Genomic DNA, 24,471 nt, shown 5'->3' on the forward strand with positions numbered 1-24,471 from the left:
TTGCTGAATAATTAATTGTTGATTTATAATTGTTGGTAGCTGTTTGTTGATTGTTTTTTGTTGATGATTTTAGACTAATCGCTAACAACTAACCGCTAATTACTAAAGGCTATGAAATACATTGCTATTGAAGCGTTTTGTAACCACCACGGCGTAGAAGTAAGTTTAATCCGGGAGTTTGCTGCCTTTGGCCTGGTGCCGCTGCACGTAGAAAACAACCAGGAATTTTTGCCTGATAAATCCCTGAACCGTTTGGAGCGTACTTTGCGGCTGTTCCGGGATTTAGAGGTAAACAAAGAAGGGATAGAAGTAATATTGCACATGCGCAAAGAACTTAAAAAATTGCGTCGGCAACAGGAGCAGCTAATAAACCGGCTCCAACAACTCGAATACCCGGAAACAATTACCCGTTCCGGCACTCGGAACATGATTGAAGATGCGGATTTAAGCTAATTTTACAACTGGTGCTTTTTAAAGAGTTACATGTTGGAATAACAAATTAATTCGCCTAATAAACCCAGCCGCATTTAATCCAGGAGCCAAGCTAATTATTTATCTAATCGCATTTTACCAAGTGCATACTCGTACAGGTACTCGTAACGGGGCATGAGTTTACCCGCTTGCGCAATGGTAGCCTGCCGGATAATTCCTTGTTCATCGCCCCGTAACAAATGCGGAAATACGGCATCGATTAATTGGCGGCCAAAGTCGCGGGAAGCATTGCGGGGCAACTCGCAGGGCAAATTATCTACGGCCATAACGGTAATATTATTTCTCCGGCTAAAAGGCGGCTCCAGGGTTTCGGTTTCGGGGTTATAATCGTATACCGGTTCCTGAATGGTAGAGGCGCGTTTGGTGCTGGGCACCGAGCCGCCAATGTCGCAGGTAATATCGGCAATGGTATTAATTTTAAACGCCGGCTGGCGCATTTCGTCGAGGCTAAATAGCCGCGGGGCGGCGGGGTTCCAGTAAGCCGCAGCCAAGAGTAAATCCGTTACTTCGTAAAACTTCTTAAACGTAGATTGGTACTCCTCGGGGTGCGCGTAAAAATCGGGCGTATCCCACACCTTACCGTCGCGGCGGGCATTGTAGTCCGATGACCTGAGTTGCGCGTAAACCGGCTCCGGAAATTCTTTGTACAAATAATCAAATACGCTTACCTTTTTAATGCCTATTTGGTTTAGTACCGCCATGGCACCAGCCGCTACTCTACCCCCACCAGTAATGGCAATTTTAATGGGCGGCAAAGCTTTTACCTTAAAATATTCTTCTTCCAAATCGTCCATGTCTACGCATTGCCAGGCGGGTTTCAGGTCGAATAATTTCCATTTTTTGCCGTAGGTCATCAGGCCGTTGTAAGCCCCTACAATGCCGGCATAATACCCAAAAGCCACCATGCGCTCGCCTTGCGGGGTAGTTAATAATTCGTAATCAATTAAGGTAATATTTTTTTCCAGAATGGCTTTTAACAAAGCCTGGTTGTGCGGCTGCTTTTTAATGGTGTGGGAGAAAAACAAGTAAGTTTTACCCGAAATAAGCGTAGCAATGGGCACCTCTTTTACGCCCATCAGAATATCGCAACCGCTTAAATCTTCCTGCACCGGTATACCCAAATCTAAATATTCCTGGTCGGTGTAGCTGCGCACGGCACTGGGTTGCACAATTATTTCCACTTCCGGAAAAGCGGCCAAAGTTTCCTGGCATTTTAGCGGGGTAAGCGGCACGCGCTTATCGGGCGGTACCCGGCCTTCCCGTAAAATACCTAATTTAATTTTCTGCATAGTTTTCTACATCTTTTTTGCGGCCTCTGGTGGCATAAACAATTTGTTACCAGCTTATTTATACAAGAAAACTAATAAATATTACGCTGGGTAGCAATAACCCTGTGGCCAAGCAACTAAGCTAAAATTTATTCAACTGCTTTCCGGTATATTCTAAAAAACAGGTACGGCCAAAAACAAGGGCATATTTAACTGTATAAACTAAATAAATGTATGCTTGTTATAGCTAAAACCAAGGAGCGCAGCAAGGAAAACCTGCAAAAACCAATCTGCTGGCGTTGCGGGAAAATAACCTCCTTAACTAAAAAATTAAATTATTAGCCTTACTTTTGTGTTATAAATCAATACTACCCGAGAGTTCTTTCAACATACAGTATTTAAAGTAATTATATGTCTTTTAAAATAAAGCCTGCCGATATTTTTAAGGAACGTCATAACGGTCCGGTAAAAGCTCAAATCCAGGCCATGCTTAAAACAATTAAAGTAGATTCGCTGGACCAACTGATCGACGAAACCGTTCCGGCGGCTATTCGTTTGCAAAAGCCTTTAAATATTCCGGCGGCTTTAACCGAGCGCGATTTTCTGAAGAAGTTTAAAAAAACTGCCCAACAGAACAAAGTATTCCGTTCTTACATTGGCTTAGGTTACCACGATACCGTTTTACCCCCGGTTATTCAGCGGAATATTCTCGAAAATCCGGGTTGGTACACCGCCTATACTCCTTACCAGGCCGAAATTGCCCAGGGCCGCTTAGAAGCCCTGATTAATTACCAGACCATGGTAATGGACCTAACCGGCATGGAAATAGCCAACGCCTCTTTGCTAGACGAAGGTACGGCCGCTGCCGAAGCCATGGGTATGTTTTACGCGCTACGCAAAGGCAAACGTAAAAATGCTACCCGCTTTTTGGTATCGGAGCAAGTGTTGCCGCAAACCATAGATGTACTCAAAAGCCGGTCTACCCCCCTGGGCATTGAGTTGGTAATCCAAGACCACCGCGAAGCTAACCTAACCGACGAGACCACTTTTGGCGCCCTGTTACAATACCCAGCCGCCGACGGCGATATTTTTGACTATACCGATTTTATACAGGAAGCGCACGCCCAGGATATTTACGTAGCCGTTGCGGCCGACTTAATGAGCCTTACCTTGCTTACGCCTCCCGGCGAAATGGGTGCCGATGTGGCCGTAGGTTCCAGCCAGCGTTTTGGCGTGCCCATGGGCTACGGCGGACCGCACGCTGGTTACTTTGCCACCAAAGAAGCTTTTAAACGCAATATTCCGGGCCGGATTATTGGCCAATCGGTAGATGCGCACGGCAACAAAGCGTACCGCATGGCCCTGCAAACCCGCGAGCAGCACATCCGGCGCGAAAAAGCCACTTCTAATATTTGTACCGCACAGGTTTTATTATCGGTAATGGCGGGTATGTACGCTGTTTACCACGGGCCGCGCCGTTTAAAATACATTGCGTTAAATATTCATTGGCTGACCCAAACTTTAGCCCAAGGCTTGCAGGAACTGGGTTTAGAGCAGTTAAACCAAAATTATTTCGATACGCTGAAATTACGCGTTGAAAGCGCGGAGTTGCAAAATGCCATCCGGACCGAAGCCGAAAACGCCCAGATAAACCTGCGGTATGCTGCCGATAATATTATCTATATTTCGCTGCACGAAAATACTGATTTATCTGATATACAAGACATTCTGGCAGTTTTCGCGAAGGTAATGAATAAACAAACCACAGTAGCCAACCAAACCGAACTGCCGCAGGAAGTAAATGTTACCTGGCCGGCAGCCCTGGTGCGGCAATCGGCTTATTTGGAACACGAGGTATTTAACCGCTACCATTCCGAAAGCGAAATACTGCGCTACATGAAGTACCTGGAGAACAAAGATTTTTCTTTAACCCACGGCATGATTCCGCTGGGCTCCTGTACCATGAAACTAAATGCTACCGCCGAAATGATTCCGGTTACCTGGCCCGAAATCGGCAACCTGCACCCCTTTGCGCCTGCTGATCAGGCACTGGGCTACAAGCAAATATTCGCTGATTTAGAAGCCTGGTTGTGCGAAGTAACGGGTTTTGCGGGCATTTCGCTGCAGCCCAATTCGGGTGCACAAGGCGAGTACGCCGGTTTAATGGTAATCCGGGCGTACCACGAGTCGCGCGGCGATCACCACCGCAATGTTGCTTTAATCCCCACTTCGGCGCACGGTACTAACCCCGCCAGCGCTGCCATGGCCGGTATGAAAATAGTACTGGTTAAATGCGATGAGCGTGGCAATATTGATGTAGCTGACCTGCAAGCCAAAGCCGCAGAACACAAAGACGATTTGTCTTGCCTGATGGTCACGTACCCGTCTACCCACGGTGTGTATGAAGAAAGCATTATTCAGATTTGCCAATTGGTGCACGAAAACGGTGGCCGGGTGTACATGGATGGTGCCAACATGAACGCTCAGGTAGGCCTTACCAGTCCGGCAAATATTGGGGCCGATGTATGCCACCTGAACTTACATAAAACGTTTTGTATACCGCACGGCGGCGGCGGACCGGGGGTTGGCCCAATTGGTGTAGTTGCCGATTTGGTGCCGTTTTTACCGGGCCACGCCGTAGTATCAACCGGCGGCGACCAGGCCATTTCGGCAGTATCGGCGGCCCCTTGGGGTAGCGCCAGCATTTTGCCTATTTCGTACGCCTATATCTCTATGATGGGCGGCGAAGGCTTAACGGAAGCAACCAAGTTTGCTATCTTAAATGCTAATTATATTAAAGCCCGCTTGCAGGAACATTACCCGGTGCTGTATACCGGTACCAACGGCCACTGCGCCCACGAAATGATCCTGGATTGCCGAGCGTTTAAGAAATTTGGGGTAGAGGTAGAAGATATTGCCAAACGCCTGATGGATTATGGTTTCCACGCGCCTACCGTATCGTTCCCGGTGCCGGGCACTTTAATGGTAGAGCCCACCGAAAGCGAGCCCAAAGAAGAACTGGATCGTTTCTGCGAAGCCATGATTTCGATTCGGGCAGAAATCCGGGAAGTGGAAGAAGGCCGGGCCGACCAAAAAGACAACGTGCTGAAAAATGCGCCGCACACGGCTCAGATTGCTTTAGCTGAAAATTGGGAACGGCCATACAGCCGCGAAAAAGCGGTTTACCCGTATGCGTTCTCGCGTACTAATAAATTCTGGCCGGCGGTTAGCCGCGTAGATAATGCTTACGGTGACCGTAACCTGATTTGCAGCTGTACGCCTTTAGAAGCTTACGCCCAACCCGAAGTAGCCGCTATTGCTACCGGCATTGAATAGTTCTAAATTTTTGCTAAAAAAAGCGGCCCGGAGAATATTCTCCGGGCCGCTTTTTTTAGCATTATTCTTACTTAAACGTTACTATTCATAAATTATTATATCCTTCTAAAATATACTTAAGCGACTTTAATTCAGGCTGAAAAAGAATAAAAATGGCCTTATTATTGCTGTACAACTACTATGTTTAAACAAAGTAAATTATCAGCGATGAAAAAATATAGTAGTTTATTAGTAGTACTATTAGTTGTACTATTATCAGCTTGTTCGCCCAGCTTAAACGTTAGCTCCGATTACGATATTGCGACCAATTTCCGGGCGTTAAAAACCTTTGGCTGGTACTCCGAGAAGGCCAAAACTAAAGCAGATACCACCGCCCAATACGATACCTTTTTCGACAAACGAATGAAAAAAGCTATCGAAACGCAGTTGCAAAGCCAAGGTATGAGTTACACCAGTACCAACCCGGATGTATACGTTAACTTTAAGGTGGGTTTTTCTAACGAACAACGTTACCGCAATAACTCTCCTTATGGTTATGGCTACTACGGCTATCCTTTTGGCTTAGGTTCTACCGTACAGCAATACAAAGAAGGTACTATTACCATTGATTTGGTAGATGCCAAAAAGAACGAGTTGCTGTGGCGGGGTGTAGGTGAAACCGAAGTTGGCAACCGCAATATCAGCGAAGAAAAAATTCACCAGATAGTAACCAATATTCTGCGGCAGTATCCGCCGAGCCCCAATAACCGGCAAACTGTTTCGCGACTCTAATTACAAATTGCCTTAGCCACCAACAGCTAAGGCAATTTTGTTTTATACCCTCCCGCAAGCCAGTACTAAAGCGGCATGTGCGGTTAGTTTATGCATATTGTATTTAAATCTTTTCCCTCCTTTATCAACAAATTAATTAATACCCTTAGTGGCAACCCGTTGCCCTATTATCAATCTTCTTCAATGATTATAACCTGCTTTTTTTATAGTGCTAACCTCACCGCATTAGCAGCCACATTCCCTCCCAAATAAAGTTCTGCTGTAAATCCTATCTTACTTTTTAGCATCAGATTCAGTTAAAATAATCTTTACAATATTTCTATAGAAAGTTCTTGTAGGCTGTTAGCATTTTACCTCAATGCTAGTTCTATTTAAATACTTATAATTTTTAATAAATATTTACTTTTAATTGGTGAAGTTTTAATGTTCATGGTGTCATATATGTAGAGTGGTAAGATACTGGAGGAGCCAGTTTATTTATATCAGTGCTGCATAAGCTAATGAAATATCAAAACTATAGCCGCAAAGTCTGTATGCTGGTGGAAGTAACTTTTATACCAGCTTCGCCAGCTATTACGCACTTTACCCGTTCTAATCCCGGCACCCAGATATATTTATTACTTTCTCTTTGAAAACCTTTTAAAAGTAGTTCAGAAGGGCAAAGCAATTAATATTCAACTAAATGATAAGACTCGGGACCGGCCCCTGCACTAAGCCGGCTACCGTAGATTTATAAATTAAATATTCTACCACAAACTTATATAACTATGCCAAATATTTTACACAATATTAAATGGCTCGTACTGGTCATTTTGTTTACCAGCAGTTCTTCGGTAGTTAATGGGCAACAACTTACGGCTTTCGTACACAACCAGGAACAAAAGAAACCCACCGTCAAAAAAACTCAGCTTAAATCGCTGGTTACCATCTTGAGCCTGGTGAAAGAACAGTACCAGGTAAATTTTCATTACGACAGCGATTTATTAGCCCCTCAGCAAGCCGATGCCGCTATTCTGGAAACCGATAAAGCCAACCTGGACTTAGCGCTGGCAGCGTTGTTAAAGACCTTAAAGCTTACTTATATAAAAGCAAGTAACAATTCTTACATCATTGTGCCGGCAGCAGTTATGTCCGGAAAAGATGACCCGGCAAGCTTTGTAAGTACGGCAGAGGTAGTGATATTGGGCAAGGTTACCTCTCAAAAAGGAGAAGGCTTACCCGGTGTAACAATTCTTTTAAAGGGCACAACTATTGGTACAACCACATTGCCGGATGGTACATTTTCGCTGCGGCTGCCGGATGCAACGGGTACGCTGGTAATTTCCTTTATTGGCTATACTACCCAAGAGATAGCTGTACCAAAATCTGGCAAAATAAATATTATACTGGAAGACGATGTTAAAGCCTTGGAAGAAGTAGTGGTGGTAGGATATGGCACTACGAAGAAAAGCGACATAACCGGGTCGGTGGTATCGTTACAGCAAGAAGATTTTACCCAGGGCGTAAATACTTCGGCTTTACAGTTACTCAACGGTCGCGCGCCTGGCGTGCAGGTAAGCCAGAGTAGTTCTGAACCGGGAGGCGGTGTTACGGTGCGCGTAAGAGGTGCCGGCTCCATTAATGGTAGCAATGATGTTTTGGTAGTAATTGACGGATTACCGGGAGGTTCTGCTACGGCTATCAGCCCGCAAGATATAGAATCGATTGAGGTACTTAAAGATGCTTCGGCGGCCGCTATTTATGGTACCCGGGCTGCTAACGGGGTAATTCTTATCACAACTAAAAAAGGCAGCAAAGGTAAACCTCGGGTAGAATACAGCAGCTATGTAGGGCTGCAGCAGGTAGCCCGAAAATTAGATGTGCTGAATGCCGGAGAATATATGCAGGTCTTAAATGGCATCTTGGCCGACCAGAACCAAGCCCCTAAATTTAGCCAGGGCCAAATAAATGCTGTAGGCAAAGGAACCGACTGGCAGAACGAAATATTCCGGTCGGCTCTGGCGCACAATAACCAGTTATCATTTTCTGGCGGCTCAGATAATTCTACTTATTACGTTGGCTTAAATTATCTGAATCAGGCAGGCGTGGTAAAAGGCTCAGAATTCGAAAAATATAATCTCAGGGTTAATTACGGCATAAATCCTTCTGAAAAGCTGAAGGTAGGCATGGCATTAAATTTAAGCAGAATTGCCAATAAAAGCATTTTAACTTCTAATACGGCTAATGAGAATGCTGGTCCTATTAATACAGCCATACAATTCGACCCTACTTTATCCCCCATGCTAGATGAAAATGGTCTGTACCCGCGCAACCCTTTAATTGCCCTGGATAATCCTTTAGCTCTTATAAATGGCATAAGTGAACAAGATATGGCCAATAGAATGTATAGCACAATTACGGCCGACTATAATATATTAAACAGTTTAACCGCCACTCTCCGGCTGGGAATAGACGTAGCTAATAGCAGATTTGATAGTTACAACAGCCGGATAACGGAAAAAGGCAAAGCAGCAGGTGGTATTGCTTCAATCTCTTCTAACGAAAACCTGCACTGGATGCTTGAGTACTTAACCAAGTACGAAAAGAAGTTTAAGGATATTCATCATCTCACGGTATTGGGCGGGGTTACTTTCGAAGAATTTGATAACAGGAGTGTAGGCGCATCCTCGCGCAGCTTTCTTTCCGATGTTACATCAACTAACCTGCTCCAAAGCGGAGATGGCGATAGCAACGATAATGTTACCAGCGGAAGATCCGTTAACAAGTTAAATGGCTTTATAGGCAGAATTAATTATAGTTTTTACGACCGGTACATTGTTACGGCTTCGGTTAGAGCCGACGGCACATCGAGATTTGCCGAAGGCAATAAATATGCGGTATTCCCCTCTTTTGCTTTTGCCTGGCGTTTATCCGAAGAATCTTTTATATCTAATGTAAATGTATTTAATAACCTTAAGCTGCGCTTGGGTTATGGCCAGTTAGGCAACCAAGGGATCCAAAATTTTGAAACCATTCAAACATTTGTGGCCGGGCAGCCTGCCGTTTTAGGCAACACGGTTATTCAGGGCGCATCGCCAGCCCGCATACCCAACACCGATATTAAATGGGAAACTACCGAAGAATACAACATTGGGTTAGATTTTGGCTTTCTGCAAGGCCGGTTAAGTGGGTCTGTTGATTATTATATTAAAAATACAAAAGACCAGCTTTTTAGTAAGCCTTTGCCATTAACCAGTGGCTTTAGTACCATCAGGGTAAATTTTGGGCAGGTCCGCAACCAGGGCTTGGAATTATTACTAGAATCAGTTAATACCGAAGGTGCTTTCAAATGGAATACAGCCCTAACCTTATCCACCTTAAAAAACAGAGTAGTACAGCTCCCGGATTTTATTCCCCAGATTATTTCGGGCAACATAGCCACGTTTGTGAACAATTTTTCGATTGTACGGGAAGGCGTGCCCATGAACTCGTATTATGGCTACGAAATAACGGGTATTTTTGGCGAAAATGATGATATTGCTGGTTCTGCGCAGCCTAGCGCCCAACCCGGTCATCCTATATTTAAAGACCAGGATGGCAATGGTGTAATTAACCCCGACGACAGAGTAATATTAGGCAGTCCGCTCCCTAGTCTTACCCTGGGCTTAAACAACTCTTTTTCTTACAAAGGCCTTTCTCTGGATGTTTTTTTAGTGGCCGTAAAAGGTGTAGAGGCTTTAGATGCTAACATAATTGAGTCATTGTATCCTACTAATTTTGAGCGGAATAGAATTGCCAAATATTATCTGGATCGTTGGAGCCCCGGCAATCCCGGCGCAAAATATCCATCCGGTATAAACCCTAGTTCTTATGGAGGTGCATTGGCCGTTAACTCGATTACCGTTACCGATGCCTCGTTCTTACGCCTAAGAACGCTAACCTTATCTTACGCTTTACCGCTGCAGAAAAAAGGAATAGTAAATAATGCCTCTATTTATTTATCGGGCGACAACCTACTCACCCTGACTGATTTTGAAGGTTTTGACCCGGATGCAAATGCGTCGGGTGGTACTGTTTTAAAAACTTCTTACAACAGCTATCCGCTCAATCGGACCATCAGATTAGGGGTTAATCTGTTTTTCTAAACATATATTCTAAGGCAATATTAAAATGAAAAAAATATATAAATACGTATTTAGTGCTGCTCTTATTGGGGGGCTAAGCTTTTTCTCTGGTTGTCAGAGCTTTTTAGAAGAAGAAGTTTTTACCGAATTTGCGCCGGACGAACTGCTTAAAACAGAAGACGGCATTAACCGGGTTTTAATTGGGGCGTACAGCGAATTAAGGCCTTCTGTCCGGGATTACTTCTTTAGCTTAAACGAGTTCGCTACCGATATAACCCTGGAAAGTGGTGGCGGTTTTGAAAGAGAAGCCGTGGTTTATATGAATTTTCAATGGGATCCCAGTCATCCTTTCTTCCAAAATCATTGGGCCAGTATGTACCGGGCGGTTCGTAACGCCAATTCGTTACTGGATAATATTGGCAATGTACAATCTATATCGGCAACAAGACTGGCGCAACTAACCGCTGAAGCACAATTTATACGGGCAGCGGCTTATTATCATTTGTACGATATATTTGGCCCGGTACCCTTGGTAACTACAACCGAAACCAACAACTTAGAACCAGCCAAGCCCAGCAATACTGAATTTGTAAGTTTTCTGGCCAAAGAACTACGGGAAGCTGCCAATAACCTGCCGGTACAACAAGACCTGCACGGCAAAGCCACCAAGGGCGCTGCTTTAGCACTTTTATGCAAACTTTATTTAAATACCAAACAATGGCAACCATGCGCCGATGTAGCCAAAGAGGTTATGGATTTAAAAGCCTACACCTTGTTTGGCCAGATTGAAAATTTGTTTGCGGTAACCAACGAAAATAACAATGAATATATTTATCGCTTCTCGTACGTACCGCAGCCGGGTTTGGGTAATGTTTATATACCCCATGCTTTTCCGCCCAACTATCCTATTCAATCTAACTGGATAAACTACGGGGCTCAGTTTCGCACCTATACAGCCTTTGTTAAATCTTTTAACAGTAGCGACCGGAGATTAAAAATGTTTGTTACCCAGTACACTGATACAAGAGGCACTCTTATCCGGCTGCTGGAAGACGCCCAGGGCAGACCCCTCGACAATGCCAGGAGCTTTAAATATACCCCCGACCCCAATGCCGCCATTGAACACAATGGTAACGATATACCTTACATTCGGTATGCCGATATTCTGTTAAGCCGGGCCGAAGCATTAAATGAAATTAATGGTCCCAATGCCGAGTCTGTTGACTTGTTGAAACAAGTAAGGGACAGGGCTGGGGTGCCGGTGCTGCAGCTGTCAGACTTTACAACCAAAGAAGCTTTCCGCGACCATATCTTGCAGGAAAGAGGCTGGGAATTTTTTACCGAAGGAAAGCGTCGGGAAGACCTGATTCGGCACGGTAAATTTATTTCCAGTGCCTTAGCCCGCGGAAAAAACAGTGCGAAATCACACCATGTTCTATACCCTATTCCGCAACGCGAAATTGAAGCCAATGCAAATCTGGTGCAGAATGAAGGATACAGATAAAATTTTACAAACTGATGTTTCTGCTTATTTTTCGGCAGCTTTACCAGTTACCCCATGCTGGTAAATTTTATTGCCTAAAAAAGTTAGTCTAGTCTTTTTAGTTAAACTGTATAAAGCATTTGTTTTATGAATACTTATAAATTTTTGATTGCTATTTTAATACTAATATTGGCAGGTTCTGAGCTAGTGATTGGCCAAGCGGCAAAAACCAAACCCAACATAATTATTATTAATGTAGACGATTTGGGCTGGTCTGATTTAGGTTGTTATGGCAGTACTTATTACGAAACCCCCCATATAGACCGGCTGGCCCAGGAAGGAATTAAATTTACGAAGGCTTATGCTGCCGCCGCCATTTGCTCGCCTACTCGGGCGGCCCTCCTAACCGGCAAGTACCCCGCCAGAATAGGTATTACCGACTGGATTAGGGCCGAATTTCAGGGAGGAGTGGTGCCGGCTTCTGGTAAAAACCCAACCGAATACGTGAGTGAAACCGGTAAAAGCTTAAAAACGCCGCCCAATCCATTATTCCTGGAACAAAGCGAAACAACCAGTGCCGAATACCTGAAGAAGCAAGGATACACAACTTGCCACGTAGGTAAATGGCATTTAGGCCCCGAAAAATGGTATCCTACCAGTCAGGGGTTTGACGTAAATATTGCCGGTTCCGACTTGGGGCAGCCCCCTTCTTATTTTGATCCTTACGTAAACAATAACAAAGGGAAAAGCTATAATATCCCAACTTTAGCGCCCCGGAAAGAAGGAGAATTTTTAACCGACCGTTTGGGGGATGAAGTAGTCGCTTTTGTAAAAAAGAATGTGAGCAAGCCGTTTTTTATTAACTGGAATCCCTACGCCGTGCATACGCCCATTCAAGGCAAAAAAGAACTGGTTGAAAAGTATAAGCAAAAACAGGGCAATCATCATAAAAACCCGGTGTATGCAGCATTAATCCAAAGTGTAGATGATAATGTGGGCAAACTGGTACGGTGTTTAGATAGTTTAAAATTAACCCAGAATACGCTGCTGATTTTTACTTCTGATAACGGTGGTTTGCTGCCTATAACCAGTAATTTGCCCCTCCGCAGCGGCAAAGGTTACCCGTACGAGGGAGGCATTCGGGTACCTCTAATTGTTAAGTGGCCCGGCATAACCCAAGCAGGAACATTGGTAGCTGAGCCCGTGATTACGATGGATATTTTTGCTACCATAATGGATGCCGCCGGAATAGGAAACAAACCCAGCAACGATGGTTTAAGCTTATCTCCTTTATTCCGGGATAACAAACATAAGTTTAACCGCGATCTGTTCTGGCATTTTCCTCATTACCGGGAAAAGGACATCTCGCCTTACAGTATAATCAGATCTGGCAATTATAAATTGATAAGATACTACGACGGTACAAAAAATGAATTATACGATTTGGCAAAAGACCCAACTGAAGCAAACAACCTCTACGATAGCAAAATCAACGCGGCTAAAAAGCTAGAATTAAATCTAAATAGCTGGCTTAAAAAAGTAAATGCCAAAGTACCCGAAAGTGTAACGGCTAAACGGTTATAGTTTTAAATTAGGTGTTGGCGGATGCTTATGACTGTGATAAAGCGCTTAGCAGTGTCGTAGGCATGTTTGTAGCTGACCCAACCACCCTCATTTTGCCTTAGAACGGCATACAATTTAACATTTACCCTTGGGCAACTTATAAAAAAAGAGCCTCCGTGGGGCAGAGGCTCTAAAAAAAACAAAAAAAGAAAAAAATATTAAACGTGTACGTGCCGCTCGGCGTGGTACGACGAGCGCACCAGCGGGCCAGACTCCACGTATTTTAAACCCCGGTTTAAACCTTCTTCGCGGTAGTGCGCAAACAAATCCGGGTGAATAAATTCGGCTACCTCCAGGTGGCGCTTAGTAGGCTGCAAATATTGCCCTAATGTTAAAATATCCAGGCCATTGGCTACCAAATCATCCATAGCGGTATATACTTCTTCTTTGGTTTCGCCAAGACCTAACATAATACCCGATTTGGTGCGTTTACCGTACTCTTTGGTGCGTTTAATCTGCTCCAGGCTGCGGTCGTATTTGGCTTGGGGCCGTACCATGCGGTACAGGCTGCCCACGGTTTCCATGTTATGCGATACCACTTCCTGCCCCGGCGAAATCATGGTGTACAAGGCCTCCCAGTTTCCTTTTACGTCCGGAATTAAAGTTTCAATTGTAGTCTCGGGCGATAGTTGCTTTACCTGCACCACGGTTTCGTGCCAGATACTGGCTCCCCGGTCTTTTAATTCGTCGCGGTTTACCGAGGTAATAACAGCATGCTTTACCCCCATTAATTTAATGGCTTCAGCTACGCGGCGCGGCTCATCGGTATCGTACTCGTTGGGCCGGCCGGTGGCTACAGCACAAAACGAGCAACTGCGGGTACAAATATTGCCCAGAATCATAAAGGTGGCCGTACCAGCCCCCCAGCACTCACCCATATTGGGGCAATTGCCGCTCTCGCAAATGGTGTGTAATTTATATTGATCTACCAGGCTACGCACCTGGGCATATTCTTTCCCGACGGGTAATTTAACCCGGAGCCAATCCGGCTTGCGCGGTCTGGCTGGTTGGGCTGCTTCCGGCTGAATTACCGGTAATAGTACCATCTCATTCATAATACAAAGATAAACATATATCTGTTAATGTCTACTATGCAACCTTTAGGAGTCCGGAAAGATTGCACAAGGCATTCATAAATAGAAAACAGAAATGGCGCACAAAAGTTCTGTTGCGTTTACATCCCATTACCGCCACTTGAGAAATGAATAGATATTATTTAAAAAGAATAACCCCAACGGGTATTATTTACCAGCCGGGGTTATTCTTTTGCGTATAAAATTGCTAAATCAATGCAAATACAGCTCCTTATTTCCGCCGACCGTAATACAGCACCAGGTACACTGAAGAAAATAAGGATCTATTGGTAGCCCGTGGTACCAGAACCATTTCTTTGGGATATGCTTCGAGCAAGAAACCTACTTCTACGCCAGTTACATCCTCGCGGTAGCGGCCGTATTCAAAGCTTAAACCGGCTTTGGCATGTACCCCCAGGTTAAAATTGGTTTGCCCCAGACCCGATAAAAAATTAGCATTGCCGCGGATGCGCTCATTACTGCTATGTTTATCCGGGTCGTATTGCTCGGTGCGGTAATCTACTAGTCCGCTGCCCGGCCGGCCACTGCCAGTAGAATAATCGTAAATAATCTGGTAAGGCACCATTAAGCCAATAGTAGGCCCCCCAGCAAATATACCATTTACCTGCACCCCAGATTCAGGCGCTTTCCGGAAGAAGACGTACTCCCGGCCATACTCTGGCCGTATTGCGTATAAATAATTGCTTTTACCGTAAATAAAAGAATTACCGGTATCCTGACTGTACACCCGGTTACCTTTTTCTTTTGGGTGCTTTACTTCTACTATTTCCAAAGCCCAGAATTTAGACCAATTTGGTTTTAGATACTGCGAAGCTTTAATCATTCCGCCGCCAATAAGCCCGCCGTTGGAATTAAAATTAATTCCGTAGTTAAATTCCCGCCGGTAAACATCTTCGTCCTGCTGTTGCTGCTGTTGCGCCCAGGCCGATGTACTTACCCATAAAAAAGAAAAAAAGAGGAGTCTAAGTTTTAACACAAAAGATAAATTTAATATTTAGCTAAATCTATTTAAATTTACGAACTATAAAAAAGTTAGTTCGCAGCGTATGAGTACCATTACCACCGAATATACCGGCCAGTTACGCACAACCGCTACCCACAATGCCTCTGGCAACACCATTATAACCGATGCCCCCGTAGATAACAATGGCCGCGGCGAAGCTTTTTCGCCGACGGATTTGGTTTGTGCCGCTTTGGGTAGCTGCATGACCACCATTATGGGTATGGTCGCCGACCGCCACCAGTTAAACATTGATGGCACCCATATTGCCATAACAAAGATAATGGCCGCTAACCCGCGCCGGATAGCCGAAGTAATCCTGCATTTTACCATGCCGGCCAACAACTATTCGGAAAAAGACCGGGCCTTGCTCGAAAACGCAGCCCGCACCTGTCCGGTAGCCCTTAGCCTGCACCCGGATATCAAACAAACAGTAACTTTTAAGTACACCTAAGTTACTCGGTTACTGCTGATAACGAAACCAGCCCACCTCTTAGTATGTGGGCTGTTGCTGTACCTAATTTAAACAATATAGCTGAATTACGCTATATTTTTCTTTACTTCTTTTAGATTTATACCTAAGTGCGAAGCATCGTACTGGCAAGCGCCATCTTTAATAAGTAAAAGTTGTGGCGATTGGTGCTCTATCGCAAAAGTTTGCGCTATCAGGTTAGATATGGGCCGGTACGCTAATAAATCGAGGTAGTAAGGTTTTACGCCTTCCAGGCCAGCATCGGCCCATTGCCGCTCCAGCCGGCCTTTGGCCGTAGCACTTATGGTACAAGATGTACTGTGTTTAAATATTACAACCGGCGTTTCTTTCGATTCGGCTATTATTTCTTGTATCTGTTCTTGTTGGGTTAAAGACTTCCAGTTAATCATAATATTATTTCAGCTTTTATCTTCTCCGCTTTTTCTCTTTTAAAAGCTTCTTCTCTTTTTTAGGCGATGCGTACAGGGCGTTTATTTCTTTATCAGAAGTATAATCGGTAGGTTCTTCTTCTACCGCTACAGCCCGGCGCCCGGCAACACCACGTTTATACGTAAAATTAGCTACGTTCAGATGCGATTCTTTATAATCAGCAGCATAGGCCGCCGCTTCTTTTTTATTCTTCCGGGCTTCGGCTTTTAAGTTAGCGGGGGTAGTATAAGTGGTTTGTGCCCAGGCCGGCGCTGCCAGCCCTACCCAACTTAACCCCGCTAAGGCTGTAAAAATAATTTTTTTATACGGTGTAAAAGTTTTTTGCATAATACCAGACCTTTAAAATACCCTATTTTTTATACTTCTTCCGTTTGGGTTTGTTTCTCAAATACTTGTATTTATTTTTTTTAAGTAGTCCGTTTTTGTCGTAGGTAACTTTTTCGCCCATAGGCCCCTCACTGGCTTTACCGCCGCTGCCCTTGCTACTTAAAAAAGCCAGTTTTTTACCGCTGCCAAATTTAGGACAAGGAATTTTACCGCTGCGGCAACCCGCCAGCACCAACATGGTAATAAGTAGTAGCGGAAATAACTTTTTTACCTTTATCAAAACAAATCTGATTATACAAATATACTAAAAATACAAATAAAAAATAAGGATACCTAAATACCCAAATATACCTATACGCCTATAGTAAACGTTGTAAAGAACCTCTTAGTACCGAAGCAGCTGCGCTACTTTTTCGTGCAGGCGTTGTACCGGCAAAAACTGTTTTTCCAGGGCTGGCGCAAACGGTACGGCAGTATCCAGGCTGGCAACCCGCAGTACCGGGCCATCCAGGTACCGGAATAAGTGCTCCGCTATCCAGGCGCTGATTTCGGCCCCAATGCCCCCGGTTAAAGTATCTTCGTGCAAAATAAGCACCCGGCCGGTTTTCTTTACCGTTGCGGCAACAGCCTCCTGGTCCCAGGGCAGCAAGGTACGCAAATCCAGAATATCGGCACTTACTTCGGGCATGGTTTGCAGTAATTGAGTTGCCCAGTGCACGCCCATCCCGTAAGTAATAATCGAAATATCCGAGCCTTCGGTGGCCAGTTTGGCTTTACCAATTTCCAGGGTGTAATAATCGTCGGGAATATGGCTGGCTACCGAGCGGTATAATAGTTTATGCTCGAAATAAAGTACCGGATTGGGATCGGCAATGGCGGCATTTAACAAGCCTTTGGCATCGTACGGGCTGGATGGATAAACAATTTTTAAACCGGGCGTATGAAAAAACCAGGCTTCGTTCGATTGCGAATGAAATGGACCGGCAGCCGTACCCGCCCCGGTTGGCAGCCGGATAACCACATCAGCATTTTGCCCCCAGCGGTAATGCGATTTAGCCAGGTTATTTACAATTTGGTTAAAGGCACAGGTTACAAAATCGGCAAACTGCATTTCTATGACCGATTTCTTTTCTTTTACCGCCATACCCAAACCAATGCCCACAATTGCCGATTCGCAAAGCGGCGTGTTGCGTATGCGGGCCTTGCCAAACTTCTCCACTAAACCTTCGGTAACTTTAAAAACTCCACCGTATTCGGCAATATCTTGCCCCATTAGTACCAGTTCGGGGTAGCGCTCCAAGCTTTGGTGCAGCCCATCCGAAATAGCATCTACAAAACGTTTCTCGGTGGTGGCCGGGGTGGCCGGCTCTATTATTTCCGGGGTAAAAGGCCTGTACATATCAGCTATTTCTTCCGCCTCATCCGCTTCGGGCATTGGTACGGCAAATGCTTTTTCCAGCCCATCTTCCAACATTCCCCTAAGTTCTTCGTGAATAGACGCTTCTAATCGCGGTGTCAGAACCATTTCATCAAATAAATATCTCCTGAAATTATCCACCGGGTCTTTCTTCGTCCACTTTTCAAAGAGTTCCTGCGGCACGTATTTGGTGCCGGAAGCCTCTTCGTGGCCGCGCATCCGGAAAGTAACGGCCTCAATTAAAATTGGGCGCGGATTTTTGCGGATGCTGGCGGCTGTTTGCCGGATGGTATCGTACACTTCTACCACGTTGTTGCCGTCTATTTGCAGGGTATCAATACCATAAGCCGGGCCTTTATCAATAAAGCTCGAAAACTTAAACTGCTCGCTGCTGGGTGTAGACAAACCATACCCGTTATTTTCGATCATAAATATTACTGGCAGGCTCCAGACAGCCGCTACATTTAGGGCTTCGTGAAAATCGCCTTCGCTGGCCCCGCCGTCGCCGCTGTACACCAGGGTAACTTTTTCTTTTTTATCTAATAAATCGGCCAGGGCAATACCATCAGCTACGGCCAGTTGCGGCCCTAAATGCGAAATCATGCCCACAATGTGGTGCTCGCGGCTACCAAAATGAAAAGAGCGGTCGCGGCCTTTGGTAAAACCGGTTTTCTTACCCTGAAACTGGGCAAACAAACGGTCCAGAGGTACCTGGCGGCCGGTAAATACCCCCAGGTTGCGGTGCAATGGCAAAATATATTCGTCTGGCTCCAGCGCCAGCGTAGATCCTACCGCAATGGCTTCTTGTCCAATGCCCGAAAACCATTTACTTATCCGGCCCTGCCGCAATAAAATCAGCATTTTTTCTTCTATCAGGCGGGGCAACAAAATGCCCCGGTATAAAGCCAGTAAATCGTCGTCGGTGTATTGTTTGCGGTTAAAATTCATGGAATAAACTTAAAAAGAAAATCAAAATTAAAGTAAAAATCACCAAATATTGAATCTCTTGATTTAAATGTGGATTTTTGTACAAATTTGGCCGCACTATTGCGTTTAAGGTTAGGCCTGTAGCACCTTGGTGGCCCTAAAATATTATTTTTAAGTAAGCGAGATTTAATTCAGTGATAAATTATAAAGAATTTACCTTAGATAACGGTTTGCGTGTAGTGGTACACGAAGATTTTACCACGCCCATGGCCGTATTAAATGTGCTGTACGACGTAGGCTCTAAAGACGAAGCTGAAACCCAGACCGGATTTGCCCATTTATTTGAGCACCTTATGTTTAGCGGCTCGGTAAATATACCCAGCTACGACGAGCCGCTGCAAAAAGTAGGCGGCGAAAACAACGCTTTTACCAGCCCCGATATTACCAATTATTATTTAACTGTACCTGCCCAAAATATTGAAACTGGTTTCTGGCTAGAATCGGACCGGATGCTGGGCCTGGCTTTCGACGAAAACGGCCTGAACGTACAGCGCAAAGTAGTTATAGAAGAATTTAAACAAAACTACCTGAACCAGCCTTACGGCGATGTTTGGCTAAAGCTACGTCCGTTGTCGTACCAGGTGCACCCGTACAAATGGCCTACTATTGGTAAAGAAATTGCGCACATTGCCGATGCCCGTATGGAAGATGTCCGTAATTTTTTCCGGAAGCATTACTCGCCCATCAACGCCATTCTGGTAATTGCCGGCAATATTACTTTTGAAAAAGCCCGCGAACTTACCCAAAAATGGTTTGGGCCCATTCCGTCCGGCGAAAAATACCTGCGCCAGTTGCCCACCGAACCCCTCCGGACCCAGGCCGTGGTACAGGAACATACCGCCAAAGTACCGCTTACTGGTATTTATAAAACCTACCTAATGCCCGGCCGCACCCACGCCGATTATTATGCGGTCGATGTATTAGGCGATATTCTGGGCCGGGGAAAATCGTCGCGGTTATACAGCCAGCTGGTAAAAGAGCAAAAATTATTTAATTCGATTAGTGCTTCTTGTACGGGTTCTAACGATACGGGCTTACTGGTGGTGCAAGGCCGCCTAAACGAAGGCGTAGATGCCCAGGTTGCTAATGCCGCCATTGAAGAAATAAACCAGATTTTAATAGAAGAATTTGTAACCGAAGAAGAACTGACCAAAGTTAAAAACCAGGCCGAATCGTCGATTGTATTTTCCGAAATAGAACTGCTGAACCGGGCCATGAACCTGGCGCACAGCAAACTGCTTGGCGATGCTAACCTGGTAAACCTGGAAGGCGAAAAGATACAAGCCATTACCACCGACGAAGTTCGCCGGCAAGCCCAAAATATATTACGCCCTACCAATTGCGCCACCCTTTTTTATTACGCCGAACCGCAGCCCGAGGCCGCAACGGAAAGCCTGTAAGCCACAGGAGGTAAAATTTGGCAATTATACATTACCGGCAGCGTTTAAGTAAAAATGCCGGTAGTTATAGGGGCACATAACTGTTTGTTAAAAAGTAAATATTCAGCCTAAAAATTAGTTTAAACCCAATATTTTTTATGCTGCCGTTATACCGGGCAGATTATTTTTTAGGATGGGGTTAGCGCCAATATGGCCCGTATTTTTTAACAACACTTATTCCCCGGTGCTTCCGGTATTTTTTTAATTATTATTAACAACAAAAGCTTTATGAATATAAGAACCGGTTTTGGTTACGATGTACATCAATTACGCGAAGGTCTCGATTTTTGGCTAGGTGGAATAAAAATACCGCACACGCACGGCGCTTTGGGCCACTCCGATGCCGACGTACTGATTCACGTAATTTGTGATGCATTGCTGGGGGCCGCTAACCTACGCGATATTGGTTATCATTTCTCCGACAAAGACCCGCAATACAAAGGCATCGATTCTAAAATTTTACTGCGCCGCGTAGTAGATTTACTCACTCAAAAAGGTTACCGCATTGGCAACATCGATTCTACCGTTTGCCTGCAGGAGCCTAAAGTAAATCCGCATATTCCGGCTATAAAAACCTGCCTGGCGCAAGTAATGGACCTCCCCGAAGACGATATTTCCGTAAAAGCCACCACTACCGAAAAGTTAGGCTTTGTAGGTACCAAAGAAGGTGTAGCGGCTTATGCCTCCGTACTGATTTACAAAGCTTAATCTTAAAACAGACAACAAACAAAACAACAAACATGAAGCGTTCTCTTTTATCTATATATATACTAGCGGCCCTGGGTACCGGGTGTGCTACCAAAAATATTACCGGTAGTTCCGGCAAAAATACCGCTATTACTAATGCGAATGCCTCGGCAACCGAGCTTAGCACTCTGGCTACACAATATGCGACCACCATTACTGCCGCCGATCTTTCCCGCCACCTGCATATATTGGCTTCCGACGAATACGAAGGCCGCGATACTGGTCAGAAAGGCCAGAAAATGGCTGCTGCTTACATTGCAAAAGAATTTACCCAACACGGTTTAATGGGTCCGGTAAAAAACAGTACCAATCCGTTTTACCAATCTTTTGACTTAGAAAAAAGCTCCTGGGGCGAAGGCTACCTAACCGTTGGCGGCAAAAAATATATTATGCAGCAAGACTTTTTTGTGTCGGGCAGTTCGCCGTACCAAACCGAAGAAGTTGCCGAAGTAGTATTTGCCGGTTATGGCATTAACGACCCTAAATATTCGGATTATACCAACCTGGATGTAAAAGACAAAATGGTGGTGATACTGGCCGGCGAACCCAAAAGCAGCAACGGCAACTACCTGATAAGCGGCACCCCCAAAGCATCGGACTGGGGCAACGACCCGCGCACCAAGCGCAATGCTGCCGCCAAACTGGGCGCCAAGAGCGTGGTGGTAATTACCGGCACCAACGCCGAAGAATTTAACACGGCTACCCAGCGTTACCGCAGTTATGGGCACCGGGCTACCATTGCTTTAAAAGAAAAAGATGCAGAAACCCCTACGGCCAGTATTTACGTTTCGCCGGCAATAGGCGCGGCTTTGCTGGGCACCACACCCGAAAAAGTATTTGCTTACGCTGCGGCCGTTACCAAAGCCAATAAACCGGCGCCCAGCAATTTTACCGTAGCCAAAAATGTTAAAATTAAAACCGCCCGCAATATTGTGCCTTTACCCACCGAGAACGTACTCGGCTTTTTAGAAGGCACCGATAAAAAAGACGAAGTACTCGTTATTACGGCCCATTATGATCACGTGGGCGTTGACAACGACTTACCCGGCGATAAAATATTTAATGGCGCCAACGACGACGGCTCCGGTACGGTAGCGGTATTGGAAATGGCCGAAGCTTTTGCCCAAGCTAAAAAAGCCGGCCACGGGCCGCGCCGCAGCATTTTGTTTATGACCGTAACCGCCGAAGAAAAAGGATTACTGGGCTCGGAATATTATTCGGAGAACCCGATCTTTCCGCTGGAAAACACCATTGCCAATATCAATATTGATATGATTGGCCGGATGGATAGTGCCCACGAAAAAGCCAAAGACAGCAACTATATATATGTAATCGGGGCCGATAAACTTTCTTCGGAGCTGCACCAAATAAACGAGCAAGCCAACCAAAAACACGTAAACTTAAAGCTCGATTATACTTATAACGACGAGAACGACCCCAACCGCTTTTACTACCGCTCCGACCATTATAATTTTGCGAAGCACCGCATACCCATTATTTTTTACTTTAACGGCGTGCACCAAGACTACCACCAACCTAGCGACGAGGTAGATAAAATATTATTCCCGAGTGCCGAAAAAGTAACGCGTTTAGCTTTTTACACCGCCTGGGAATTAGTTAACCGCGACGAACGGATAAAAGTAGACAGCAATAAAAAGTAGCTTTAATCAGTTTTAATGAATAGCAAACGGCTCAGCAATTTAGAGAAGTAAATTTAATTACCTCAGCCAAACCAGGCCAGCAATATTATCCTTAATTTTAAGTTTACCACGGTAGTTTTAAATTAAACAGATAAATATTGCCGGCCCAGGTTCTCAAAACAATTTTAAAATAATTTAGCTAGCCCGTAAGAACAGTGAGTTTAAAATTAAAACAGTTTCTGCAGGACTCCGAGGCCAAGGCCTTTGATTTGGACCATCGCCAGAAAATAAAATACAATATTGGCAAATACAATGCGGCGGTTAAAAACGGCCTGCACCAGTACCAGGACCACGAGCTGGCACGGGTAAGGGCCTCGTACATTAAAACCAACGTAATTAATAACCTTGATAAATATTTAACCGAGTTCGAGCGCAATTTTACGCAACGGGGCGGTAAAGTTATCTGGGCACAAAACCAGGCCGAGGCTTTACGCGAAATTGGCCGCATTATGCAGCGCAAACGCGTAAAAACAGTGGTAAAATCTAAGTCGATGACGACCGAAGAAATCCACCTGAACGAATATTTGGGTAAGCACGGCATCGACACTATTGAAACTGACCTGGGCGAGTACATTGTGCAGCTAGCCGACCAGCGGCCGTACCACATTGTAACGCCGGCCATGCACATGTCTAAAAAAGATATTGCCAATTTGTTTGTGCAGAAACTTAAAATCCGCCCTACCGATGATGCCCAGGAACTGGTACTCACGGCCCGGCGTTTGCTGCGCGATAAATATACCTCGGCCGAAGTGGGTATTACCGGCGGTAACTTTTTAATTGCCGATGTAGGCGGCGTAGCTGTTACCGAAAACGAAGGTAACGGCCGTTTATCTACGGCTTTCCCCAAAACCCATATTGCCATTGTAGGCATTGAAAAGGTAATTCCCAGCCTCACCGATTTGGATTTGTTCTGGCCTTTGCTTTCTACCAGTGGCACCGGCCAGCAGGTAACCGTTTACAACACTATTTTTACCGGTCCGCGGCAGCCCCAGGAAAAAGACGGCCCCGAAGACATGTATGTAATTTTGCTCGACAACGGTCGCACTGATTTACTGGCTTTACCCGAAAAACGCGAAGCCCTGAACTGTATCCGGTGCGGGGCCTGCCTGAACGTGTGCCCGGTGTACAAAAATATTGGCGGCCACACCTACGAAACTACCTACAGCGGGCCTATTGGGTCGGTTATTTCGCCGCATTACAACGGCATGGCCGAAAACAAGCACCTGAGTTATGCCAGTTCTTTGTGCGGAGCCTGCACCTCGGTGTGTCCGGTAAAAATTAACCTGCATAATTTATTGCTTTTAAACCGCCAGCAAAGTGTAGCCGAAGGGCACGCTGATAAACAGGAAAAACTTACTTTCCGGGTATGGGAAATGGCCATGCAACATAAAAAGTGGGTAAACCTGGTACCTACCGGTCTTAAGAATTACGGCTTACGTTTAATATTAAAAGACACCTGGACCAAAAAACGAGAACCCCTGGTAGCACCGTCCAAAACATTTAAAGACCTTTGGAACGAGCACCAAAAGCATAAATAATAAAAAGCCCCGGTAATTAGTACCGGGGCTTTTTATTTGTGTAATTACCAACCCAATGCCGCCCATTATTTTGTAGTACGCTTAGCCCCTATTTAACCTAATGCCCAGTTGCTAAAAGTAAAATATTGGCTTACCGTTAAGGTTAGGCTTTGTATAATATTTACCTGTGTAAAGCCTGTATTTATATTTGGTTTATTCTATAAAAAATATTTAAATTTTGATTA

General features: G+C 45.0%; 18 protein-coding genes. 11 read left to right on the top strand and 7 right to left on the bottom strand.

The features are described 5' to 3' along the window. The first annotated feature begins 111 nt into the window (after nucleotides 1-111). Nucleotides 112-453, top strand: coding sequence for a chaperone modulator CbpM (locus tag ACO1R6_RS24175; protein WP_486268238.1), 342 nt, complete (start codon nucleotides 112-114; stop codon nucleotides 451-453). A gap of 95 nt (nucleotides 454-548) precedes the next feature. Here ACO1R6_RS24175 and ACO1R6_RS24180 read toward each other — a convergent pair whose 3' ends face one another. Next, nucleotides 549-1,781 (bottom strand): NAD(P)-dependent oxidoreductase, encoded by a 1,233-nt coding sequence (locus tag ACO1R6_RS24180; protein ID WP_486268240.1) that lies wholly within the window; start codon nucleotides 1,779-1,781, stop codon nucleotides 549-551. A 390-nt stretch (nucleotides 1,782-2,171) separates the two neighbouring features. Between ACO1R6_RS24180 and gcvP the strand changes: the two genes are divergently transcribed. The 5 genes from gcvP to ACO1R6_RS24205 all read left to right on the top strand — a co-directional run bounded on the left by gcvP (nucleotide 2,172) and on the right by ACO1R6_RS24205 (nucleotide 13,037). Beyond that, nucleotides 2,172-5,096, top strand: a complete 2,925-nt coding sequence (gene gcvP / locus ACO1R6_RS24185; RefSeq protein WP_486268242.1) for an aminomethyl-transferring glycine dehydrogenase — start codon at nucleotides 2,172-2,174, stop codon at nucleotides 5,094-5,096. 207 nt (nucleotides 5,097-5,303) lie between these two features. Continuing rightward, nucleotides 5,304-5,867, top strand: a complete 564-nt coding sequence (locus tag ACO1R6_RS24190) for a DUF4136 domain-containing protein (RefSeq protein ID WP_486268244.1) — start codon at nucleotides 5,304-5,306, stop codon at nucleotides 5,865-5,867. A gap of 767 nt (nucleotides 5,868-6,634) precedes the next feature. Then, entirely contained in the window at nucleotides 6,635-9,991 is a 3,357-nt protein-coding gene (locus ACO1R6_RS24195; protein WP_486268246.1) for a SusC/RagA family TonB-linked outer membrane protein, read from the top strand. A 25-nt stretch (nucleotides 9,992-10,016) separates the two neighbouring features. Further along, nucleotides 10,017-11,474, top strand: coding sequence for a RagB/SusD family nutrient uptake outer membrane protein (locus tag ACO1R6_RS24200; protein WP_486268249.1), 1,458 nt, complete (start codon nucleotides 10,017-10,019; stop codon nucleotides 11,472-11,474). Between the two features lie 126 nt (nucleotides 11,475-11,600). Beyond that, nucleotides 11,601-13,037, top strand: coding sequence for a sulfatase (locus tag ACO1R6_RS24205; RefSeq protein ID WP_486268251.1), 1,437 nt, complete (start codon nucleotides 11,601-11,603; stop codon nucleotides 13,035-13,037). A gap of 197 nt (nucleotides 13,038-13,234) precedes the next feature. On the opposite strand, the gene lipA is transcribed toward ACO1R6_RS24205, so the two are convergent. Further along, nucleotides 13,235-14,122: a lipoyl synthase gene (lipA, locus tag ACO1R6_RS24210; protein WP_486268298.1), complete on the bottom strand. Its 888-nt coding sequence runs from the start codon at nucleotides 14,120-14,122 to the stop codon at nucleotides 13,235-13,237. Between the two features lie 259 nt (nucleotides 14,123-14,381). Next, nucleotides 14,382-15,146: a hypothetical protein gene (locus ACO1R6_RS24215; RefSeq protein ID WP_486268253.1), complete on the bottom strand. Its 765-nt coding sequence runs from the start codon at nucleotides 15,144-15,146 to the stop codon at nucleotides 14,382-14,384. Nucleotides 15,147-15,216: 70 nt separating this feature from the next. On the opposite strand from ACO1R6_RS24215, the gene ACO1R6_RS24220 reads away from it, so the two are divergent. Continuing rightward, nucleotides 15,217-15,624 (top strand): OsmC family protein, encoded by a 408-nt coding sequence (locus ACO1R6_RS24220; protein WP_486268255.1) that lies wholly within the window; start codon nucleotides 15,217-15,219, stop codon nucleotides 15,622-15,624. Between the two features lie 86 nt (nucleotides 15,625-15,710). Here ACO1R6_RS24220 and ytxJ read toward each other — a convergent pair whose 3' ends face one another. From ytxJ to ACO1R6_RS24240, 4 genes are all read right to left on the bottom strand, one after another. Then, on the bottom strand, nucleotides 15,711-16,052 hold the full coding sequence (gene ytxJ, locus ACO1R6_RS24225) for a bacillithiol system redox-active protein YtxJ (RefSeq protein ID WP_486268257.1): 342 nt from the start codon (nucleotides 16,050-16,052) through the stop codon (nucleotides 15,711-15,713). Between the two features lie 16 nt (nucleotides 16,053-16,068). Next, nucleotides 16,069-16,419 (bottom strand): hypothetical protein, encoded by a 351-nt coding sequence (locus ACO1R6_RS24230; protein WP_486268259.1) that lies wholly within the window; start codon nucleotides 16,417-16,419, stop codon nucleotides 16,069-16,071. 22 nt (nucleotides 16,420-16,441) lie between these two features. After that, nucleotides 16,442-16,699, bottom strand: a complete 258-nt coding sequence (locus tag ACO1R6_RS24235; protein ID WP_486268261.1) for a hypothetical protein — start codon at nucleotides 16,697-16,699, stop codon at nucleotides 16,442-16,444. 105 nt (nucleotides 16,700-16,804) lie between these two features. Continuing rightward, complete coding sequence (locus ACO1R6_RS24240) at nucleotides 16,805-18,784, bottom strand: alpha-ketoacid dehydrogenase subunit alpha/beta (protein ID WP_486268263.1); 1,980 nt, start codon at nucleotides 18,782-18,784, stop codon at nucleotides 16,805-16,807. Nucleotides 18,785-18,957: 173 nt separating this feature from the next. Between ACO1R6_RS24240 and ACO1R6_RS24245 the strand changes: the two genes are divergently transcribed. The 4 genes from ACO1R6_RS24245 to ACO1R6_RS24260 all read left to right on the top strand — a co-directional run bounded on the left by ACO1R6_RS24245 (nucleotide 18,958) and on the right by ACO1R6_RS24260 (nucleotide 24,247). Continuing rightward, nucleotides 18,958-20,223, top strand: coding sequence for a M16 family metallopeptidase (locus tag ACO1R6_RS24245; protein ID WP_486268265.1), 1,266 nt, complete (start codon nucleotides 18,958-18,960; stop codon nucleotides 20,221-20,223). A gap of 267 nt (nucleotides 20,224-20,490) precedes the next feature. Next, entirely contained in the window at nucleotides 20,491-20,970 is a 480-nt protein-coding gene (gene ispF, locus ACO1R6_RS24250; protein WP_486268267.1) for a 2-C-methyl-D-erythritol 2,4-cyclodiphosphate synthase, read from the top strand. 32 nt (nucleotides 20,971-21,002) lie between these two features. After that, complete coding sequence (locus ACO1R6_RS24255; RefSeq protein WP_486268269.1) at nucleotides 21,003-22,670, top strand: M28 family peptidase; 1,668 nt, start codon at nucleotides 21,003-21,005, stop codon at nucleotides 22,668-22,670. Nucleotides 22,671-22,864: 194 nt separating this feature from the next. After that, nucleotides 22,865-24,247, top strand: a complete 1,383-nt coding sequence (locus ACO1R6_RS24260) for a LutB/LldF family L-lactate oxidation iron-sulfur protein (RefSeq protein WP_486268271.1) — start codon at nucleotides 22,865-22,867, stop codon at nucleotides 24,245-24,247. Nucleotides 24,248-24,471: the final 224 nt, after the last annotated feature.

The organism is Adhaeribacter sp. (assembly GCF_057359045.1).

What these genes read in the sequence shown, in the direction of transcription:
- ACO1R6_RS24175 (WP_486268238.1), top strand. Translation starts at nt 112, where the DNA reads ATGAAATACATTGCTATTGAAGCGTTTTGTAACCACCACGGCGTAGAA.
- ACO1R6_RS24180 (WP_486268240.1), bottom strand. Translation starts at nt 1,781, where the DNA reads ATGCAGAAAATTAAATTAGGTATTTTACGGGAAGGCCGGGTACCGCCC.
- gcvP (WP_486268242.1), top strand. Translation starts at nt 2,172, where the DNA reads ATGTCTTTTAAAATAAAGCCTGCCGATATTTTTAAGGAACGTCATAAC.
- ACO1R6_RS24190 (WP_486268244.1), top strand. Translation starts at nt 5,304, where the DNA reads ATGAAAAAATATAGTAGTTTATTAGTAGTACTATTAGTTGTACTATTA.
- ACO1R6_RS24195 (WP_486268246.1), top strand. Translation starts at nt 6,635, where the DNA reads ATGCCAAATATTTTACACAATATTAAATGGCTCGTACTGGTCATTTTG.
- ACO1R6_RS24200 (WP_486268249.1), top strand. Translation starts at nt 10,017, where the DNA reads ATGAAAAAAATATATAAATACGTATTTAGTGCTGCTCTTATTGGGGGG.
- ACO1R6_RS24205 (WP_486268251.1), top strand. Translation starts at nt 11,601, where the DNA reads ATGAATACTTATAAATTTTTGATTGCTATTTTAATACTAATATTGGCA.
- lipA (WP_486268298.1), bottom strand. Translation starts at nt 14,122, where the DNA reads ATGGTACTATTACCGGTAATTCAGCCGGAAGCAGCCCAACCAGCCAGA.
- ACO1R6_RS24220 (WP_486268255.1), top strand. Translation starts at nt 15,217, where the DNA reads ATGAGTACCATTACCACCGAATATACCGGCCAGTTACGCACAACCGCT.
- ytxJ (WP_486268257.1), bottom strand. Translation starts at nt 16,052, where the DNA reads ATGATTAACTGGAAGTCTTTAACCCAACAAGAACAGATACAAGAAATA.
- ACO1R6_RS24230 (WP_486268259.1), bottom strand. Translation starts at nt 16,419, where the DNA reads ATGCAAAAAACTTTTACACCGTATAAAAAAATTATTTTTACAGCCTTA.
- ACO1R6_RS24240 (WP_486268263.1), bottom strand. Translation starts at nt 18,784, where the DNA reads ATGAATTTTAACCGCAAACAATACACCGACGACGATTTACTGGCTTTA.
- ispF (WP_486268267.1), top strand. Translation starts at nt 20,491, where the DNA reads ATGAATATAAGAACCGGTTTTGGTTACGATGTACATCAATTACGCGAA.
- ACO1R6_RS24255 (WP_486268269.1), top strand. Translation starts at nt 21,003, where the DNA reads ATGAAGCGTTCTCTTTTATCTATATATATACTAGCGGCCCTGGGTACC.